The 19,640-nt window shown below is 42.4% G+C and carries 20 protein-coding genes; 12 read left to right on the top strand and 8 right to left on the bottom strand.

Annotation, left to right across the window (positions count from 1 at the left end; all coding sequences use genetic code 11):
• Nucleotides 1–170 precede the first annotated feature (170 nt).
• From rpoC to AC6CHI_RS09430, 3 genes are all read left to right on the top strand, one after another.
• Nucleotides 171–4,370: a DNA-directed RNA polymerase subunit beta' gene (gene rpoC / locus AC6CHI_RS09440; RefSeq protein WP_458892485.1), complete on the top strand. Its 4,200-nt coding sequence runs from the start codon at nucleotides 171–173 to the stop codon at nucleotides 4,368–4,370.
• 150 nt (nucleotides 4,371–4,520) lie between these two features.
• A complete protein-coding gene (locus AC6CHI_RS09435) occupies nucleotides 4,521–5,060 on the top strand; it encodes a hypothetical protein (RefSeq protein ID WP_498120913.1) in 540 nt (179 codons plus the stop codon).
• A gap of 135 nt (nucleotides 5,061–5,195) precedes the next feature.
• Nucleotides 5,196–5,555, top strand: a complete 360-nt coding sequence (locus AC6CHI_RS09430) for a YMGG-like glycine zipper-containing protein (RefSeq protein WP_498120912.1) — start codon at nucleotides 5,196–5,198, stop codon at nucleotides 5,553–5,555.
• A gap of 41 nt (nucleotides 5,556–5,596) precedes the next feature.
• Here the strand turns inward: AC6CHI_RS09430 and AC6CHI_RS09425 are convergent, their stop codons facing one another.
• Nucleotides 5,597–6,082 (bottom strand): DUF4442 domain-containing protein, encoded by a 486-nt coding sequence (locus AC6CHI_RS09425; RefSeq protein WP_498120911.1) that lies wholly within the window; start codon nucleotides 6,080–6,082, stop codon nucleotides 5,597–5,599.
• Between the two features lie 125 nt (nucleotides 6,083–6,207).
• On the opposite strand from AC6CHI_RS09425, the gene AC6CHI_RS09420 reads away from it, so the two are divergent.
• From AC6CHI_RS09420 to htpG, 5 genes are all read left to right on the top strand, one after another.
• A complete protein-coding gene (locus AC6CHI_RS09420) occupies nucleotides 6,208–7,086 on the top strand; it encodes an alpha/beta fold hydrolase (protein WP_498120909.1) in 879 nt (292 codons plus the stop codon).
• Between the two features lie 106 nt (nucleotides 7,087–7,192).
• Entirely contained in the window at nucleotides 7,193–8,560 is a 1,368-nt protein-coding gene (locus tag AC6CHI_RS09415; RefSeq protein WP_498120908.1) for a Na+/H+ antiporter family protein, read from the top strand.
• A 292-nt stretch (nucleotides 8,561–8,852) separates the two neighbouring features.
• Entirely contained in the window at nucleotides 8,853–9,437 is a 585-nt protein-coding gene (locus tag AC6CHI_RS09410) for an OmpW/AlkL family protein (protein WP_498120906.1), read from the top strand.
• Nucleotides 9,438–9,615: 178 nt separating this feature from the next.
• Nucleotides 9,616–9,957 (top strand): lysozyme inhibitor LprI family protein, encoded by a 342-nt coding sequence (locus AC6CHI_RS09405; protein WP_498120904.1) that lies wholly within the window; start codon nucleotides 9,616–9,618, stop codon nucleotides 9,955–9,957.
• Between the two features lie 110 nt (nucleotides 9,958–10,067).
• Nucleotides 10,068–11,987, top strand: coding sequence for a molecular chaperone HtpG (gene htpG, locus AC6CHI_RS09400; protein WP_498120902.1), 1,920 nt, complete (start codon nucleotides 10,068–10,070; stop codon nucleotides 11,985–11,987).
• A gap of 95 nt (nucleotides 11,988–12,082) precedes the next feature.
• Here htpG and AC6CHI_RS09395 read toward each other — a convergent pair whose 3' ends face one another.
• The 3 genes from AC6CHI_RS09395 to AC6CHI_RS09385 all read right to left on the bottom strand — a co-directional run bounded on the left by AC6CHI_RS09395 (nucleotide 12,083) and on the right by AC6CHI_RS09385 (nucleotide 14,995).
• Entirely contained in the window at nucleotides 12,083–13,213 is a 1,131-nt protein-coding gene (locus tag AC6CHI_RS09395; RefSeq protein ID WP_498120930.1) for a hypothetical protein, read from the bottom strand.
• A gap of 96 nt (nucleotides 13,214–13,309) precedes the next feature.
• Complete coding sequence (locus AC6CHI_RS09390; protein WP_498120900.1) at nucleotides 13,310–14,806, bottom strand: hypothetical protein; 1,497 nt, start codon at nucleotides 14,804–14,806, stop codon at nucleotides 13,310–13,312.
• 9 nt (nucleotides 14,807–14,815) lie between these two features.
• The gene (locus AC6CHI_RS09385; RefSeq protein WP_458892683.1) at nucleotides 14,816–14,995 is read right to left on the bottom strand and encodes a hypothetical protein; all 180 of its coding nucleotides are present in this window, start codon (nucleotides 14,993–14,995) and stop codon (nucleotides 14,816–14,818) included.
• A gap of 69 nt (nucleotides 14,996–15,064) precedes the next feature.
• Here AC6CHI_RS09385 and AC6CHI_RS09380 point away from each other — a divergent pair, with 69 nt between their 5' ends.
• Nucleotides 15,065–15,235, top strand: coding sequence for a hypothetical protein (locus AC6CHI_RS09380; protein ID WP_498120898.1), 171 nt, complete (start codon nucleotides 15,065–15,067; stop codon nucleotides 15,233–15,235).
• Nucleotides 15,236–15,285: 50 nt separating this feature from the next.
• On the opposite strand, the gene AC6CHI_RS09375 is transcribed toward AC6CHI_RS09380, so the two are convergent.
• The 3 genes from AC6CHI_RS09375 to AC6CHI_RS09365 all read right to left on the bottom strand — a co-directional run bounded on the left by AC6CHI_RS09375 (nucleotide 15,286) and on the right by AC6CHI_RS09365 (nucleotide 16,892).
• Complete coding sequence (locus AC6CHI_RS09375; protein WP_458892496.1) at nucleotides 15,286–15,468, bottom strand: hypothetical protein; 183 nt, start codon at nucleotides 15,466–15,468, stop codon at nucleotides 15,286–15,288.
• Nucleotides 15,469–15,696: 228 nt separating this feature from the next.
• Nucleotides 15,697–15,924, bottom strand: coding sequence for a DUF456 domain-containing protein (locus tag AC6CHI_RS09370; RefSeq protein ID WP_498120896.1), 228 nt, complete (start codon nucleotides 15,922–15,924; stop codon nucleotides 15,697–15,699).
• A gap of 266 nt (nucleotides 15,925–16,190) precedes the next feature.
• On the bottom strand, nucleotides 16,191–16,892 hold the full coding sequence (locus AC6CHI_RS09365; RefSeq protein WP_498120894.1) for a DsbA family oxidoreductase: 702 nt from the start codon (nucleotides 16,890–16,892) through the stop codon (nucleotides 16,191–16,193).
• A gap of 437 nt (nucleotides 16,893–17,329) precedes the next feature.
• Between AC6CHI_RS09365 and AC6CHI_RS09360 the strand changes: the two genes are divergently transcribed.
• From AC6CHI_RS09360 to AC6CHI_RS09350, 3 genes are all read left to right on the top strand, one after another.
• Nucleotides 17,330–17,626, top strand: a complete 297-nt coding sequence (locus AC6CHI_RS09360) for a hypothetical protein (RefSeq protein ID WP_498120892.1) — start codon at nucleotides 17,330–17,332, stop codon at nucleotides 17,624–17,626.
• Nucleotides 17,627–17,747: 121 nt separating this feature from the next.
• The gene (locus tag AC6CHI_RS09355) at nucleotides 17,748–18,500 is read left to right on the top strand and encodes a hypothetical protein (protein ID WP_498120891.1); all 753 of its coding nucleotides are present in this window, start codon (nucleotides 17,748–17,750) and stop codon (nucleotides 18,498–18,500) included.
• A gap of 94 nt (nucleotides 18,501–18,594) precedes the next feature.
• Nucleotides 18,595–18,867, top strand: coding sequence for a hypothetical protein (locus AC6CHI_RS09350; protein WP_458892501.1), 273 nt, complete (start codon nucleotides 18,595–18,597; stop codon nucleotides 18,865–18,867).
• 55 nt (nucleotides 18,868–18,922) lie between these two features.
• Here AC6CHI_RS09350 and AC6CHI_RS09345 read toward each other — a convergent pair whose 3' ends face one another.
• Nucleotides 18,923–19,621, bottom strand: a complete 699-nt coding sequence (locus AC6CHI_RS09345) for a YidX family protein (RefSeq protein ID WP_498120890.1) — start codon at nucleotides 19,619–19,621, stop codon at nucleotides 18,923–18,925.
• Nucleotides 19,622–19,640: the final 19 nt, after the last annotated feature.

Below are 19,640 nucleotides of genomic sequence, written 5' to 3'. Positions count from 1 at the left end.
GTTCCATTTAATCCCCCCAGCCCCTTTGAGAAAGGGGGAGTTCCCACTCAAAAGGGTAGGAGCTTCCCTCCTTAGAACAAGAAGGGATTGAGGGAGGATTACTCAGTTAAAAAACAATATTTGTGACCCAGTCGAGAAGTGAAAATCTCCTCGACACACGGAGAAAAAAATTGAAAGACTTGCTCGATATCATGCGCAAAAAGACGGACTCAGACGGTCATGCTCCTGTAGAGTTTGATCGCATCCGTATTGGTCTTGCGTCACCAGAAATGATTAAGTCATGGTCTCACGGTGAAGTGAAAAAGCCTGAGACAATTAACTATCGTACGTTCAAGCCAGAACGTGATGGTTTATTCTGTGCCAAAATTTTTGGTCCAGTCAAAGATTACGAATGCTTGTGTGGTAAATACAAGCGTATGAAATACAAAGGCGTCATTTGTGAAAAATGTGGCGTTGAAGTAACAACTGCGAAAGTTCGTCGTGAGCGTATGGGTCACATCGAATTGGCTTCTCCAGTTGCACACATCTGGTTCTTGAAATCATTACCAAGCCGTATCGGTTTGCTTCTTGATATGACGTTACGTGATATCGAACGCGTATTGTATTTCGAATCTTATGTAGTTACTGACCCAGGTATGACTCCATTTGAGAAATACCAACTTCTTAACGATGAAGAATACTTCAATGCGTTAGAAGAACACGGTGATGAATTCACTGCGAAAATGGGTGCAGAAGCGGTTCAAGACTTGTTAAAAGACATCGATCTTGAAGCTGAGATTTCTCGTCTTCGTGAAGAAATTCCACAAACAACTTCTGAAACGAAGTTGAAAAAAGCGTCTAAGCGCTTGAAATTGATGGAAGCATTCAAAGAGTCGAACAACAAGCCTGAATGGATGGTGATGAACGTACTTCCAGTACTTCCACCAGATCTTCGTCCGTTGGTTCCTCTTGAAGGTGGTCGTTTCGCGACTTCTGACTTGAACGATCTTTACCGTCGTGTGATTAACCGTAACAACCGTTTGAAGCGTCTTCTTGACCTTGCTGCGCCAGACATCATCGTACGTAACGAAAAACGTATGTTACAAGAGTCTGTAGATGCGTTGCTGGATAACGGTCGTCGTGGTCGTGCAATTACGGGTTCGAACAAGCGTCCATTGAAATCTTTGGCAGATATGATCAAAGGTAAGCAAGGTCGTTTCCGTCAAAACTTACTTGGTAAGCGTGTTGACTACTCTGGTCGTTCGGTAATTACCGTAGGTCCTAACCTTCGTTTACACCAATGTGGTCTTCCGAAGAAAATGGCACTTGAATTATTCAAGCCATTTATTTTCGCGAAATTACAAGCATCAGGTCAGGCAACAACCATTAAAGCTGCGAAGAAAATGGTTGAGCGTGAGACGCCGGAAGTTTGGGACGTTCTAGCATCGGTGATTCGTCAACATCCAGTCATGTTGAACCGTGCACCAACACTTCACCGTTTGGGTCTTCAAGCGTTTGAACCGATCCTAATTGAAGGTAAAGCAATCCGTTTACATCCGCTCGTTTGTGCTGCGTTTAACGCCGACTTCGACGGTGACCAAATGGCGGTACACGTACCATTAACACTAGAAGCGCAATTAGAAGCGCGTGCGTTAATGATGTCGACCAACAACATCTTGTCACCTGCAAACGGTGAACCAATCATCGTTCCATCTCAGGACGTGGTATTGGGCTTGTATTACATCACGCGTGATGCAATCAATGCCAAAGGTGAAGGCATGGTGTTTGCGGATACTCACGAAGTAAACCGCGCATTAGCAACAGGTCAAGTGGCATTACACGCTCGTGTTAAAGCGCGTGTACACCAAACTGTGATTGATGAAAACGGTAACCGTGAACAGCAAACCATTGTTGTAGATACGACACCAGGTCGCTGCTTGCTTTGGGAAGTTGTACCTGAAGGTATGGATTTCCAACAAATTAACGTTGAGATGACCAAGAAAAACATCTCGAAGTTAATTAACTCTTGCTACCGTAAATTAGGTTTGAAAGATACCGTTATCTTTGCTGACCAATTGATGTACCTTGGTTTCCGTCAAGCGACACGTTCAGGCGTATCGGTGGGTATGGAAGACATGGTTATTCCACCAGCGAAATATTCAATTATTGAAAAAGCTGAAACTGAAGTTCGTGAAATTGAACAACAGTTTGAACAAGGTTTCGTAACCGCGGGTGAGCGCTACAACAAAGTAGTCGATATCTGGGCACGTACCAACGACCAAGTTGCAAAAGCAATGATGGACAACTTGTCTTACACCACTGTGAAAAACAAACAGGGTGAAGACGAGAAGCAAAAATCATTCAACAGTATCTACATGATGTCTGACTCTGGTGCCCGTGGTAGTGCGGCGCAGATTCGTCAGCTTGCAGGTATGCGTGGTTTGATGGCAAAACCAGATGGCTCGATCATTGAAACGCCAATTAAGGCGAACTTCCGTGAAGGCTTAACGGTACTTCAGTACTTTATTTCAACGCACGGTGCGCGTAAAGGTTTGGCCGATACTGCATTGAAAACTGCGAACTCTGGTTACTTAACACGTCGTCTTGTTGACGTCGCGCAAGACTTGGTAATTACTGAGCCAGATTGTGGTACGTTGGGCGGTCTGGTTATGACTCCGTTCATTCAGGGCGGTGACGTGATCGAGAACTTAGGTACTCGAGTATTAGGTCGTGTAGTTGCTGAAGACGTGAAGAAAGCAGGTTCTGACGAAGTTCTTCTTCCACGTAACACTTTAATTGATGAAAAACTTGCGAACTTCCTTGAAGAAGCGGGTGTCGATGAAGTTAAAGTACGTTCAGTTGTAAACTGTGAATCTACCTTTGGCGTATGTGCGAAATGTTACGGTCGTGACTTGGCACGTGGTCACTTGGTGAACCCAGGTGAATCTGTGGGTGTAATGGCTGCTCAATCAATTGGTGAGCCGGGTACACAGTTAACGATGCGTACCTTCCACGTGGGTGGTGCTGCAAGCCGAACTTCTGCTGCGAACAGTGTACAAGTCCGTAACAAAGGTACTGTACGTTTCCATAACGTGAAAACTGTACAGCATGCAAAAGGTCACTTGGTCTCTGTTTCTCGTTCAGGTGAAATTGGTATTGCTGATGACTTAGGTCGTGAGCGTGAGCGTTATAAACTGCCATACGGTGCGTCAATCTTGTTGAAAGATGGCGAAGCTGTAGAAGCTGGTGGTATCGTAGCGACTTGGGATCCGCATACACATCCACTCGTGACTGAAGTTGCAGGTAAAATCCGTTTCAGCCAAATCGCTGATGGTGTTACAGCAACATCGAAAACTGATGATGCAACAGGTATGACGACTGTTGAAATCTTGCCTGTAACAGCACGTCCTGCTTCTGGTAAAGATTTACGTCCTGCAGTGGTATTAGATACTGCTGATGGCGGCGAACAGTTCTACTTCTTGCCACAAAACACCATTCTTTCTGTCCGTGATGGCGAAACTATTGGTGTGGGTGACGTTATTGGTCGTGTACCACAAGAATCTTCACGTACTCGTGATATTACCGGTGGTCTTCCACGTGTTGCGGACTTGTTCGAAGCACGTAAGCCGAAAGAGCATGCAATCTTGGCAGAAGTGTCAGGTATCGTGAGCTTTGGTAAAGAGACCAAAGGTAAGAACCGTCTGGTAATTACTCCAGATGATGGTTCTGAAATCTACGAAGAGTTGATTCCAAAATGGCGTCAAATCAACGTGTTTGAAGGTGAGCATGTGAACCGTGGTGAAACCATTTCTGATGGTCCACAAAACCCACATGACATTTTACGCCTGAAAGGTGAAGTTGCATTAACCAACTACATCGTGAACGAAGTTCAAGACGTTTACCGTCTCCAAGGTGTAAAAATTAACGACAAGCACATTGAAGTGATTGTCCGTCAGATGTTACGTAAAGTAGACATCACTGACGGTGGCGATACCAGCTTCATCAAAGGCGAACAAGTGGATTACATCCGTGTTGTCGGTGAAAACCAAGCTGTACTTGCTCAGAACAAGTTCCCAGCGAAGTTTGAACGCCAGTTGATGGGTATTACCAAAGCGTCACTTTCTACTGACTCGTTCATCTCTGCTGCATCGTTCCAGGAAACCACACGTGTGTTAACTGAAGCGGCTGTAACAGGTAAAGAAGATGATTTACGTGGCTTGAAAGAGAACGTCGTTGTAGGTCGTTTGATTCCTGCAGGTACTGGTTTGGCTTACCATTTAGAACGTCGTCGCCAAGAAGCAGAAGCTGCAGAGCTTGAGCTTCACAATGACTTCTCTGATGTTGACCAAGCACTGAGCCAAGCATTTAATGATGAGTTTAATGGTCTGTAATTAGTCCTTAAATTCTGATAAAAAGCCACCTTCGGGTGGCTTTTTTACATTATGACGCAGAACAACTATAAAAAATCACATTAGCAAAATGGTAAGGTTCTATGCTTAAACGTAAAGCAAAAATCAATGATAAACAAAGGTATTAAAAATATGAAAGTTAACAATAAATTAATGTCTTGTATGTTAGGAACGCTGGTTTGCAGTTCAGTATGGGCGGCACCGATGCCTAACACGATTGTGATTGAAGATAAAGCTGTCGTGCCGATTGTGAAAACTCAAATCATTCGCAGCATGCCAGGCAAAGAGCCTGTGAGAACTGTGAATGCCACCATTTTTGAAGTGAGCAATAAAGGCAAAGATGTGGTTGCACGTGATGTGGTGATTGTGGATGACAAAGCTGAATTTTCTGATGAAAAAATGAAAGCACCGATGCTACAAAAAGGCAGTGTCATTGTACCGACTTCAAAAATTGAAGTAGATTCCAAAGTGATGCGAGAGGGTGAGGTGATTGCAGAAGCTAAGCATCTAGATGCTTCAGGAATAGAATTTAAACAAGGGCAAGAACCTGTTCAGAAAAATTTGAAAATTGATCAAGTGAAAAATCCTGAACATAGCAAGAGCGCGACCCACGCAGTGATCCAGAGTGATGGCAAGACCACCAAAGATGTGATGGTGATTAAAGAGCAATAAATATTCTGTACTTCAACATCTTTCTTATTACAAAATCCTCGTAATTTTACGAGGATTTTTATATAAAACTCCATCTTCAATCCTCATTGCTGTTGTATGGTATTCCTCATGAAAATGGGAAATGGAGAGACGCTCATGAAAAAATTATTGAATTTGGCAGCCATTGCCACGGTTTCTACATTTTTGTTCACTGGGTGTAGCAATATGTCTGCATCAGAACAGCGTATTGGCGCAGCTGCATTAGGCGGGGCTGTTGGTGGTGGTGTAGGAAGCAACATCGGTGGCAGTACTGGGGCTGCTTTAGGCGCGGGTGCAGGGGCTGCTGTGGGCAGTAAATCACAAAATGGCTCGACTCGAAATGCGACCTATAGTGGCGTAGGTGCGGGTATTGGCTCGGTTATCGGCAAATCTATTTTTGGTGGTAGTACAGGTGCTGCAATTGGTGGTGCAATCGGTGGTGGTGCTGGGGCAGCAATCGAGAACAACAACCGCTAAGATGGGCGGATGAGGCGAAAAGGCACGGTATGTGCCTTTTTTTATGCACGATCAGATTTGGGTTTTTTACGACGGATATAGACCGTTTTCTCTACTTCAGCAATACGAACTCCCGCATCATCATAAATATTTAACAGATAAACACGATTAATGGGGGAATAATCTTCCGTCAAGGATTTAATGTGTTGGATCTCAGCCGCATCAAGTCGAATATCTGTATAGACTGTTCCACGGCCAGGCGATAAAAACTGGATCTTGGCTGCTTTGTCCCACACGATGTATTTTGAGCCAAGGTGATGCATCAGCAACAACATGTAGAATGGATCTACCATGGAATACAAACTGCCACCAAAATGTACACCGACGATGTTTTGATTTTTACGTGTCAAAGGCATTTTGACCCGAATATGGTAATTCGCCAAGTCTAAACGGTCGACTTGGATCCCTGCACCGCGGTAGGGGGCATAACGATTGAGCATGAATTTGGTGAGTGTTGGAAAATTTTGTAATTTTTTGAGAATACTCATCGTATAAAATAGTTCTTTTAGGGGGATGATTTCATCTTAACCGTAGTCCTTAAAAATGCAAATCTACAGCCGTTAGTTCGTCTGAATCTAGAAAAAATACGATAAAACAAAAAAGGAAAAAAGCTATGCAAGTGCAAACGCAGTGGGTAACCAGTTCCGATCAGCAACGTTTATATGTCAAAACATGGGGCAATGTTGAGCATCCCGCATTAGTTCTTGTACATGGTTATCCTGATAATCAGGAGGTATGGGAGCGAGTTATTCAGCACTTGGTCGATCAGTTTTATATCGTGACCTATGATGTACGCGGGGCGGGACAGTCTTCCACACCCAAGACGATTCAAGCCTATGCTTTGTCACAACTTTCACAAGACTTACAAGCTGTGGTCGATGCCGTCTTAGCAGAGCGTGATTTTCATTTGGCTGCGCATGACTGGGGATCCATTCAATCTTGGGAATCGGTGACGGATATCGATTTTGGACAACGGATTTTATCTTTTAGCAGTATTTCAGGTCCATGTTTAGATCATGCCGCGTATTGGATGCGGGAACAACTGCAAAAGCAGCCACGACAGTTTTTAAAACAGTTATCCAAGTCTTGGTATATCATGGCTTTTCATTTGCCGCTGATCGCCCCTACGCTTTGGCGCTTTTTTAAACCGAAACACTGGGGGCAGTTCTTGCAACATTTAGAGCAGACCCAGAATCTACCGCTGAATGGACATATTGCCCAAGATGGGCAGTATGGTGTGGGGTTGTATCGCGCCAACTTTATTCCAAGGTTGAGTAAACCGCGGCAGCGTTTTGCACAGTGTGCAGTACAAGCAATTGTTTTAAAAAAAGATAATTTTGTCAGTCCAGCATTGATTGATGAAATGCCCAAATGGACTCAGAAATTTCAAAGGGTTGATTTAGACGCGAATCACTGGGCAATTCTAAGTCAGCCCGAGCAAGTGGCACAGCATATTCAAAGGTTTATTCAGCAGCAAATACATCTTGATTAAATAAAGCGGATACGGTTACTGCAATCAAAAAATGCAGATGATAAACAGAGGCATTTTTCAGTTTTAACTCTGTTAAAATGCTTCTTTTTTATCATGCTTGTTTGTTATGTTCGCGATTATTGCTGCTATTACAGTCATGTTCGGACTGTCTTTAGCTCGTGTGCCAGTGGTATTTGCACTGATTATTGGTGCCGTCACTGGAGGTTTATCTGCTGGTTTGGGGCTGCAAGGAACTTTAGATGCCTTTAATAATGGTTTAGGCGGTGGAGCAAAAATTGCTTTGGCTTATGGTATTTTAGGCGCCTTTGCTTTGGCACTTGCCCGTTCAGGTTTACCCGATTTATTGGCCTATAAACTGATTAAAACCGTTAAAAATGAAGCGGATCACACTACGCAAAAGAAGGTGAAATATGTCATCTTTTTTACCGTGGCTTTAGCTGCAGTATTTTCGCAGAACTTAATTCCCGTGCATATCGCCTTTATCCCAGTTTTGATTCCACCGTTATTAAGTGTCTTTAACCATCTCAAACTTGACCGACGTGCTGTGGCATGTTTGCTGACCTTTGGTCTAGTCGCAACCTATATGTGTTTGCCTGTTGGCTTTGGTGCGATTTTCTTAAATGATATTTTGGCACATAACATCAATACCTTTGGTAAGCCTTATGGTTTTGCCATTAGCAATGAGCAGATTCCGCATGCCATGATTATTCCAGTATCGGGCATGTTTTTAGGTTTATTGGTGGCCTTGTTTTTTAGCTATCGTAAACCGCGTATCTATGAAGATTTAGAAGTCGGAAATACCATTCATCGAATTTCAGCCGATGTTAATCAAAGCCAAGATGGAAAACCGAAAATTGCCCAATTTACTTTATGGATGGCAGCTTTTGCGGTGATCGCGACATTAGCGGTGCAACTCTATTCCGATTCGATGATTTTAGCGGGTTTGGTTGGGGTTGCTATTTTAAGCTGCGCAGGCATTTTCAAGTGGAAAGAAGCCGATGATGTGATCATCAGTGGTATGCGGATGATGGCATTAATTGGCTTTATCATGATTGCAGCGCAAGGTTTTGCTGCCGTCATTGAAGCCACCAATCAGGTCCCAGCCTTGGTTGCAGCATCGGTAGAATGGATCGGGAATAGTAAAGCTTTGGCGGCATTTTTAATGCTTGTAATTGGTTTATTAATTACCCTAGGTATTGGTTCTTCTTTTTCTACGGTGCCGATTCTCGCGATTATTTATGTTCCCCTGTGTATTCAATTTGGGTTTAGCCCTGCGGCAACGATTGCCATTATTGGGACTGCAGCAGCATTAGGTGATGCGGGTTCACCGGCCTCAGATTCCACTTTAGGACCAACCTCGGGCTTAAATATGGATGGTCAGCATGATCATATGCGGGATAGTGTGGTGCCAACATTTATCCACTTTAATATTCCATTACTGGTCTTTGGCTGGATTGCTGCGATGGTTTTATAATAAAAATCCCGAGTATTTTAATCTATTATTTATGTAGATTAATTATAGATATATTTAAAATATATTTTAATATTTAAACCTGAGTGCTGCACTCTGAATATAATAAAAAACTTGATTAATAGGGTTGGTATTTAAAACCAACCTTATTAGTCTATTTAAAATAAATGTTTATAATAATCATGTATTTAAAAATAAATTGCATTTATGTTAATTAATAAGTGTTGCATATTAATAACAGTCTTGTTTAATATTAATTAAGCGTTAAGATTTTTATTATAGAGGTTGCTTTAATATGTTAAAACAAGTTGCTCTTATTGCTTTAATGGGGATTTCTGCATCTGCAATGGCAGGTGGTTGGCAAGCAAAAGTAGGGGCATCATTACTCTCTCCAACTTCAGATACAACATTAGCGCCAGGTGCAGTGGTTGAAGCTGATCATGAGTTTGGCTTTACGCCTTCGATTGAATATTTCTTTGGTGAATCTGCTATTTCAACTGAATTGTTATTAGCAACACCGTTTAATCACGATGTGCTTCTTAACGGTGATAAAGTTGCTAAGTTGAAGCATTTACCGCCAACAATTACTGCAAAATACAACTTTAAGAATTCTACTCGCTTCACCCCTTATATTGGTGTTGGTGGTACTGCATTTATTGCTTGGGATGAAGAAGGCGTAGTAAAAGATGTAAAAACCGATTACGGTTTTGCAGGTCAAGTTGGTTTTAATTACCAACCAGCCGATGCGAAAAACTGGGGCGTATATCTAGATGTACGCTATGCAGATTTAAGCCCTGAAGTAACTTTAATCGATGACACTAAGTTTGATTTAAATATTGATCCAGTGGTTTATACCATCGGTTATAGCTATAAATTCTAAGCAATAAAAATAAGAATAATAATAACAGCGCTAAAACCTCATCATTTGATGGGGTTTTTTTCTACCTGATTTTTTTGTAGCTAAGACAACAATCATTCACCAAGCACACGCAAAATATTACATTTTAAGCTTATGATTTTGTTTAAATTGAATAGTAAAAATAAAGTTTAGAACGCCTATGTCAATTTTAAGAATAATTTTACTTGTTGTTGGGTTAACCCCTTTAAGTTCATTTGCAGCCAGTTTTGACTGTTCGCGTGCGGAAACATTGACCGAACATCAGATTTGTACTCAGCCTAGTCTTAATGATGCCGATGTTAAAATGGCAACGACCTATCACATTTTAAAACGTTTGGTGCCGATGGGGACACGCTCAATGATTCAGGATGAACAGGTGAAATGGTTACGTTTACGCGATCAGTGTCGCGACAATTCACGCTGTTTAAGTGATGTGTATGCCATGCGCCAACAACGGCTAGATTTATATTTGCAGCAGATATATCAACGTGGACCATATTAAACACATAATTGTTGAAAAAATCATCAATCAGTATTGAAAAATCATCCTTGCACTCCAATTCATAAAGCATCTGATAAAAACACTGTGTGAATGAATTTGAGGAACACTGTATGAGCGAACACAATACACAAAAACATAGCTTTCAGGCTGAAGTGGCACAATTACTACATTTGGTCACACATTCACTTTATTCAAATCCCGAAATCTTTTTGCGTGAATTAATTTCAAATGCATCGGATGCCTGCGATAAATTACGCTTTGAAGGGATTAATCATCCTGAGTTTTACGAAAATGATCCAAATTTACATGTACGCGTGATTTTGGATAAAGAAAACAAAACCTTGACCATTTCCGATAACGGGATTGGTCTGACTCAACAAGAAGCGATTGATAATCTTGGGACGATTGCCAAGTCGGGAACCAAAGACTTTATGTCGAAATTGACGGGTGATCAAAAAGCCGATGCACAATTGATTGGTCAATTTGGGGTTGGTTTCTATTCTGGTTTTATTGTTGCAGACAAGATCACGGTGGAATCCCGTCACGCGGGTACAGCTGAAAATGAAGCGGTACGTTGGATCAGTGCTGGTACAGGTGACTTTGAGGTTGAGCAAATTACCAAGGCGACTCGTGGTACCGATATTATCTTGCACTTGCGTGAAGATGCTTTGGACTATTTAGAAAGCTACAAAGTTAAGCAAATCATCAATAAATACTCAGACCATATTAGCCTGCCAATTGAAATGCAGAAAGAAGTTTGGCAGGAAGAAGAAGTTACCGAAGGGGAAACCCCGAAAGGCGGTCAGATGGTCAAAACGGATGAGTGGGAAGCGATTAACTCTGCCAGTGCTTTATGGACACGCAGTAAAAATGACGTGACCGAAGAACAATATATCGAGTTTTACAAAAACTTAAGCCATGATTTTGATGCGCCATTGGCATGGTCTCACAATCGCGTTGAAGGCAGTACCGAATATACCCAACTGCTATACATCCCGAGCAAAGCACCGCATGATATTTTTACACGTGAAGCCAAAGCTGGCATTAAGCTCTATGTGAAGCGTGTCTTTATTATGGATGATGCGGATAATCTCATTCCGAACTATCTGCGCTTTGTGCAAGGTGTGGTAGACAGTGCAGACTTACCGCTGAACGTCAGTCGTGAACTGTTACAAGAAAGCCGCGATGTACGCACTATTCGCGAAGGCAATGCACGTCGTATTTTGACATTACTGGATAGTTTGGCGAAATCGGAAGATGAGAAAGACCAAGAGAAGTTCAAAACTTTCTACACGGAATTTGGTTCGGTCTTAAAAGAAGGCTTGGGTGAAGATTTTGGTAACCGTGAGCGTATCTTGAAGTTGTTGCGTTATGCGACTTCGAGCAATGACGAGATTAATACTTCTTTAGCTGACTACAAAGCACGTATGAAAGATGGGCAGAAAGCCATTTATTATGTGACTGCGGAAAGTCTGAATGCTGCGAAAAACTCACCGCAATTGGAGCTGTTTAAGAAAAAAGGCATTGAAGTCTTGTTAATGGCGGACCGCGTGGATGAATGGGCGATGAACTTCGTTCAAGAGTTTGAGGGGACACCATTACAGAACGTTTCTAAAGGTGCGGTTGATCTGGGCGATTTGCAAGATGCCGAAGAAAAGAAAGCACTTGAAGCCGCAGTTGAACAGTTTAAGCCTGTGGTGGATAAGTTGTCTGATGCATTGAAGGCTAAAACCAAAGAAGTACGTGTGACGACACGTTTAGTGGATTCTCCGGCATGTTTAGTGACTGGCGAAGGTGAACTTTCACCACAATTGATCCGGATGTTAAAGCAAGCAGGTCAAGCGGTGCCTGAAAGCAAACCAATTCTGGAAATTAACCCTGAACATCCATTGGTGAAAAAACTGGATGGTACATCGCATTTTGAAGATCTGGCCAATGTGATTTTTGATCAGGCCGTGATTGCGGAAGGGGGATTACCTGAAAATCCGGCTGAATATGTGAAACGTATTAATCAGTTGTTATTAAACTAAGCGAACGCTAGATGCAAAAAAGGCAACCGAGATAATCAGTTGCCTTTTTTATTGCGTGCTGATGTGGATAACACCCCACTTATCCACAGGTCTTTTTAGAACAGTGCCTCAAGACGCAATAAAGTGCTTAAATAATGACTGTGGTCGGCACGCTGGTCGTTAAAATAGTTAATATCGGTTTGTACATAGAACCATTCACGCCATAACGGTTGACGCCAAGAAACAAAGGGTCCCCAACTGTTCAGACGCAGGTCGGAATCATCTAAGTATCCGCCTGTATACAAACCATAGTTAAAACGATTACCCTGAAAAAACTGGTGTTGGCGGAACATATAGTTGTCCCAGTTTAAGTCGTCCTTTTGCTCATCGGCATAAGTTAGGCTGAATTGATCACTAATAAATGCCTCATCTGGACGTGCATGCGTCAGTTCCAAGTTGGTTCTTAAATAATTTTCACTGTCTAATCCATACCGATAGATTTGTTCCGCATGAAAGAAGAAGTCATTATCCAAGGTCCAGTCTTTTTGTGCTTTTAAGCGCAAATAAATATCATCACCAGAACGTAAACCCACATCAAAGTCAGTATCAAAAGGGAGTCGCTTGGTGATATCTGACCAACGTAATGCAAAGGAGCTATTGGCATCGCGGTTCTGGCGACGGTCATAAGCTTTGTCATTATCAGGACTTGGAGGATTCTCATTGGTAATCGCGACATTATTGGATAATTCGTTATCTAATGAGTCATCACCAAAGACCAAGCTGAGTTTTTTCTCTAAATTTGGCAAGCTGATTTTTCCGCGAATACGGGGTTTAACATCGTATTCATCGTATTTATTCCAGCGGTTATCAATCAGCACCCTTAAGGTCGCTGAGGCCGGGGTATCGGTTTCCTTGTCTCCAAACCAGCCATCAATACTTTGCGAAGTATCATCTGCCCAATTACGAATCTGCTTTTGCTTACGGTCAAGCCAGGTCTGATTTTCGGTCAGGGTCGTAGAGGGAACCACTTGCTCATCTGACTGTTCGGGAAGCATGGTTGGCGTGGCGTCAATCCAACGCGGGATGGTATAAAGTACACCATCCTCTTGTTCGGGTGCTTGTTCGATCAAATAGGGTGGCGCGGTAGAGGATAATTCTGAAGTTTCGGTCGTATTTGCCCAGCCTGAGGTCTGGCCTATCCCCAAGGCAACCATCAACATAAGTGGCTGGGTAAAAGTTCTTCTCATTGTAGGCATTATCAAGATCTTTTATTCTAAATTTACCTCTCCAGTTTGGTAAATTTTAGGGATGAAAATCAAGCTTTTGCTACAAAATAAAATAAATTAACTGTCAATATAAATTTGGAGTGCCTCATGCAGTTTTGTGGCTGAAATTGGCTGGGGCAATGTCTGAACCACCCGTTGAATCAGCTGCCATGAAATCCCTTGATTACGATCCAGCAGGATATAAGGGTAGGCGGTTTCTTGGCGCGATAACTGCAAGCGTTGCTGACCATGAATGACCCGAATTTTTTGTCGTTCTTTTAGCAGAATAAGTGGCGTGGTATAGCTGGCAGAGGTTTCTTCAAACGCAATTAATTTATGCTTTTGCAAACAGTTGGCTGGAATAAAGGGAAGCGCTTGTTCCGTATTCCATAGCAATTGTGCCTGTTCGCTATATAACTCAAATAACTGGGTCGTATTCTTACAGCATTTTAAGGCATGATCCGTTTCCAGCAATTTTAACGCGGTGACTTGATAGGCATAATGCTGGCTGACAATATTGGCAAAACGAATAGCCTGCAGTTGATCTTCAGCGCCTAAAATTGCCAAATATTTCATAAACTGCCCTTGGGCATTGATTTGCTCGGCCAAATAGACTGGCTGATTCGCCAATTGTTCTAATTGCGAAGCTGGAACAATCATGTCCAAACTTGTAAACAGCTCAGGTACATTTTCTAGGCTGAGGCTACATAGCGCATATTCTTGTGCTTGCGGGAACTCGAGGGCTTTTAAGCCACATTTCCAGCTTCCTAATTCAAGCATTTGCGGCAGAATTTGAGCTGTTTCGGTTGGTGTAAACAGGGCGCGAATGTTGGCAGGTGTGACGGCAACTTTCTTGCTCGGTTCCGATGTTGGCTGCAAGTTTGACTCTACATCGCTGAATGTGTCATTGAAGCTTGGTTTCGGTTCTGCCGTATGATGGGCTGTAGCGTGTTGCTGAAGAGATAATGGTTCAAAATGAATGGCACTGGTGGACATGGTCGAATCGGCTACGCGGGCAGAAGAAAAGGATGGTTGAGGTTGCGTACGCGTTGCCGTCGCACGGAGTTTCTTACTTGCTTTAAACCCTTTAGGGGCTTCAAGGGCTTCTAAATGCAATTCAGCATCGGTTTTAAGCCCATGATACAGTTCTTGTTGTTCTTGCATCCAAGCATAATTATGCTCCAGCCCCTCCCAATCACTGAGAAGTGCAGTACGATGCGGAGCAGGGATATACCAAAATTGGAAGCCTAAGTCGGCTTGATATAAAATTCCCCAACCCATCTCAGGGCTTTGTTCTAGGGCATGCTCTAAGGCTTGCTCGGAACGAAATACACCCCTAAAACTTTGTACATATAAAGATTGCTGTGCAAACTCCTGTGCGGTGCGCTCAGGCTGCATTAGGCTTTTAAAATTGAGAATTTGTTTTCTAAAGATGGGCTCATCACAATACAAGAATATTTCTTTCAGACGACTTTTAGATTTGGCGATTTCATAAAAGGACAAAGATCGTTGATCTAAGCCATGAATCAGACCTTGTATTTCCTTGGCCAATTGGGCTTTTTCTAAAACATTCATATGACGTCTTTAAAGATGCTGTTGAGCCTGTTCTAAATAACTGGCCAAGACAATATTGGTCGCGAGTTCCAGTAATTTATATTCCGTAGAGGTGTGTTGCGGATACTGTTCTGCCATCGCAATCAATTCATCTAAATTGATGGCTTGCGGTAGAACCTTACCTTGAATCAGCGCCTGAATATCTTGCATATGCATGAAATTAAACTCTTCATTCAACGACCTAGATGATTCGATTATATGGATTTATTGGAAAAAAGCATGAAAATTTTTGTCATGTTTGACGCATTTTTATTGGAATATGACATTTATTTAAAATTTTTAATGAAAAATATTGATTACGGTAGTTTTAAGTTGCTGACAGGGATGGATACATGGGCCTTGTCGGGACGCATTGCAGAGTCTATTCGAGCGAGCGAGGATGCTTTTTAGATAAAAAAAACAGCCCGAGAAAGGGCTGTTTTTTTATGCCGTCTAAACACTTAAGCCGCATTTTTCGGTGTTGCAGTTTGGTCTTGAGCCACGTGTTCAGTGCTTGCTGGTTGAGCCGTTTGGGTTTGCACTTGATCTGGTTCAGGGAAGTTCGGAATAAACACCACTTGTGCTGAAACTTCAGCAGAAAAAGCAACCACAGCAACAGCCAAAATAGATTTCATGATCTTCATAAAAATCACCTTGATTACAGAGAGAATATCCAAAACGGATAGGAACAAATAAATACAGGTGAATAGTATCAAAAAATAAGCAGATTTGGAGGGTGATGTGGCCCAGAAAAAATGACTGTTAAGTTATTTTATTGTTATAAATCAATATTGTAGAGTTTTTGCTCTAAGATTGCCTTGGCGGTTAAGACAATCTGAGCTGGATGGAAAAAATGATGAAAAATAAACAGTTTAACGGCACTGTGCCTGTCTTTTTTGATAGATTTTTGCCGAAATTAGACCAATAATGGCTCCTGAAAATGGGCTGATTTTGGGTATAAAACGTCCTGCGATTGCGCCTAAAATTACCCCCTGAATTGCGGGTTTGAATCGTGAGTGTTGTAAGGAAGATTGAGTGGGTGTTGCAGCGTGTTCGGACGAATTTGATGCATTAAGGTGATGTATTGCTTGCATGTTCATATTGACCTCATCAGTTGGGTATTCAAATGAGGTTTTAGCCTAGCCCAACGCGATGTAAATCCTGTTAGTTTCATGTGTAGCAAGCATATTACTTTTAGGCGGAAACTGTTTTTACTGATGGAGTCATGGTGTATTCGGTATGCATTTGGTCAGCACTCTGGAGTGAATGGGTTCATCTGCGGATTAAAAATACCGAGCAATAAAAAACCTCCTCACACATAGGTCAGGAGGTTAATCAGCACATCTTTTAAAGCTTTACAATGCGCTTATGCTTTAGGGTCTTGTTGCGGTGCATCACAAGAACCTTCGACATTGCACTGGTCCGCTTCAGCCGTATCCGTCGGTTCGAGTGCTTTGTCGAGTACTTGTAAGAACACTTCGCGCGGTTGGGCGCCGGCTAAGGCAATCCGTTGGTCAAACACAAAGAAAGGTACGCCGGTCACTTTGAGTTGATCACGTGCTACTTCCTGATCGAATTTAACAAAGTCTGCATATTCGTCTGAATTTAAGACATCATCGACTTCGACTGGGTTGAGTCCAATACGTGCTGCCACATCTTCAAGGGTTTCACGTTCACCGATTGCTAAACCTTGGGTCATATAGCTATAAAAGAAGGCTTCTTTGGCTTCTGAGCCCAGACCTTTGCTTTGCGCCAAATGGATAATACGATGGGCATTAAAGGTATTGCCAGAATTGGCATTTTCCCAGTTAAATTCAATGCCTTCTTCAGCAGCCATTGCCGCAATATTGCGTTGCAGTTCTTCCACTTCTTCTAAAGTGCGGCCATATTTTTGCGCTAAACGCTCTGAGTTGGAAATTTCTTGGCGGGGCGGGGCTTCTGGGTCGAGTTCAAAACTGTGCCAATGCACTTCAAGCTCAACACCAGCCTGTTTTGCCGCAGCTTCTAAACGTTTTTTTCCGATATAGCAAAATGGACACACTACATCTGACCAGATATCAACACGCATGAAAATTCTCAAAATAAAAAAGCAATTAAGCCAATGTTGGGGTTAGGTTTTGCAATTTAAAGTCATTCCATACAAAAAAGCCAACCTGACTGAGTTCAATTGTGGGCTCGATTGCATCGAGATTAAACTGTTTATCTGACCATAACACGGCATGACAATGAAAAAACTACAAGAGCTGAAGCTGCTGCCGATGTGCCCACCATTTGATCACATGGCTGACAGGGATAGCGTCTCTTGTTGTGGTTGCCTTCATTATTTCCGTGATTTCAGACCATCTGCAAGCCCATGGTGAAGTGGTCCGTTTGCCCACCTTTAAAATGATGGCCGAGTCGGAATGACGTGAAGTAACAGGTGTCATTCCTTCTCAATTCCATGAAAATATTCGCAGAGTACTTCAGCATCGTATTATTCAGTTATAAGGTGATGCTCAGTCTTTTGTGGTCGATCCGACTCTTGTGCATCATTTAGATAGATTGCCGGTTGCGGCCAGACCTGATTTGGAGAGTTTGCCACCGCTATTACGCGAGCATGTACTGAATATTGGCACAGGTTTGCAGTCCGCAGACCCGACCCAAGGTTTGTATATTATGCTGCAACCGTTTGGTATGGATCGGAATGTTGAAAATGTGCCGATTGTGTGTGAGCAAATTAGCATAGGGCAAATGGCTTACAATTTTTTGCCCACGATTCCAGTCCATCCCCCGCAACGACCTCAAGTCGCAACTGTAAAATAGCGTGTCATAAGTGGCTGTATTGATCTGCACTAAGCTGATGTTGTGAGAAGATTTTTTGCTTAAATTTTCACCATGTGGTGATATTTGCTATGATAGAAGCAAAGCGGTGTCGGAGCAAATTATGCCACGTATCTTTCTGATTTTAGGTTTAGCGACTGCTGCTGTATTTGGTGGATTATTTTATCAATACCATGCCCAACAACAAGAAGAAGCGCAACTGCAACAATATCAACAAGTGTTATATGAAAAAACCGACTTGATTTATGCGCAGGCCAAAGACTGGGACAAACCGATTGAGGTGGATGTTACCGATGCCCGCTTGCAGGGGGATTATCAGGTCATGGCCAACTTTGTTTTGAGCCAGATGATTCAAAGTGCCGAAGCGCGCAATGCCTACTTACGTGAATTAAAAGCCATTCACTGGGATGAGTTTTTAAATATTGAGCGTTTAAGCAAAGATAAAAAACAGGATTATCAAGAAACCGATTTAATGTTGCAGCAAGCGCATGCCTTGGCGACCGAGTATCAAGTCACCATTGAGCAAGCACAACAAAATGCGCTGGAACAAGCCAAACAACTGCCGATTCAAGCGCGTTATCGCAATCAGCTGGCAGAGAATTTACGCGAAAGTAAAAAGCAAAATGAAGCACTCGCGCTGTTTGAAATCGAAAAACAGATTCTGGAAAAAGCCGACCAGATTTTTCTGGTGCTGAAAAATAACCGCTGGCAGAACAAAAACAACACCTTTATGTTTTATGAAGATGCGCCGTTGAAACAGTTTAATGCCTTGTACCAACAAGTCTTAGACCTGAATGCGCAGCTGCAAAAAATACAGCAACAAAATCAGCAAGCGCTTGAACAGAAGCATGACTAAACATAATCGTGCTTTGTCATCCAGCTTTCAAATAACTGCGTTAAGTTAGTGCTGTTGAACATTCCGACGCATCAGATTTAAAGCAGGTACAGCAATGAAAACCATTCAGGTCTTTGATGATATTCAACAGGTTTATGCCGAATTTTTAGAAAATAAAGCCTACCCAAAACTAGAAAGTTTGAGTAACTGGGGTAAAAATCGTTATTTTTTTAGCCAGTATTTCCGCTTAATCGAAGATTGGCATCATACCGAACAAATCGTGATTGAATTTAACCGTCAGTATTTCAGCCTAGATACGGGCAATGCCCCCGATTTTATGGACAAGGAAAAATATATGGCTTGGTTGATGGAAGAGTTATTGGCTTAAAGCTAGCCAAAACATCGCAGTCCAAGCAGATAGGCATGGACTGCTGGATGCGGCATCAGTCAAAAATTTTCTCAGCTGCCTGAAAAGGTAGGCTGACCACATCAATTGCAACCGCAAAAGGCAACAGCACCAGCTTTTCAAATGGATTCAAGCTAGACTTCGACTGGTAACTTTGTTCTTGATAGGTATAAATACTGACCTGATACGGCTTACTCAGGGGTTTTAAGGTATTGAGATTATTTGCCGCAGGGTAGACCACACCTGCCAAAGCCACGTCGAAACAGAACCGCTGCGCTTGCATGCGTTCATCGCTAGAGGTCGAACACTCTTTTGCACCATTTTCGATAAAGAATTCCAGATCTTTTTTACTGATGTCTTCTTTGAGTTTGATATATGACAGCGGTAGTGTCCCTGTGAAATGACCATCATTTTTTTCTGAATAGAAACTGAGTTCTTTGGTCATTTGAATATTTTTCGGCTCCAGTTTACTAATCAGCGTGACAAACTGTGCTCCGCCTTGGGTCAAGATGTAACTATTCTTTTGCCCTGCGATGACCAAGCTATTGGCTGGGAGGGTAGTCAGTGCTTGGGCGGGCTTGCCAAAAGCCACCACTTGGTCTTCGACTAAGGTAACTTTGTTGGAACGGGTATAGGTTTTAGTATCTTTGGTCATCAGGGTTTTGGTGGCACAGCCTGTGAAAAGTGTGGCGATAACACCTACACCAATGAGGGTTTTTACTGGTGATGAAAACATCCGTCACTCCGAATTATGA

It is taken from the genome of Acinetobacter sp. GQ146, from assembly GCF_059758585.1.
This window is presented reverse-complemented; position numbering and strand designations above follow the sequence as displayed.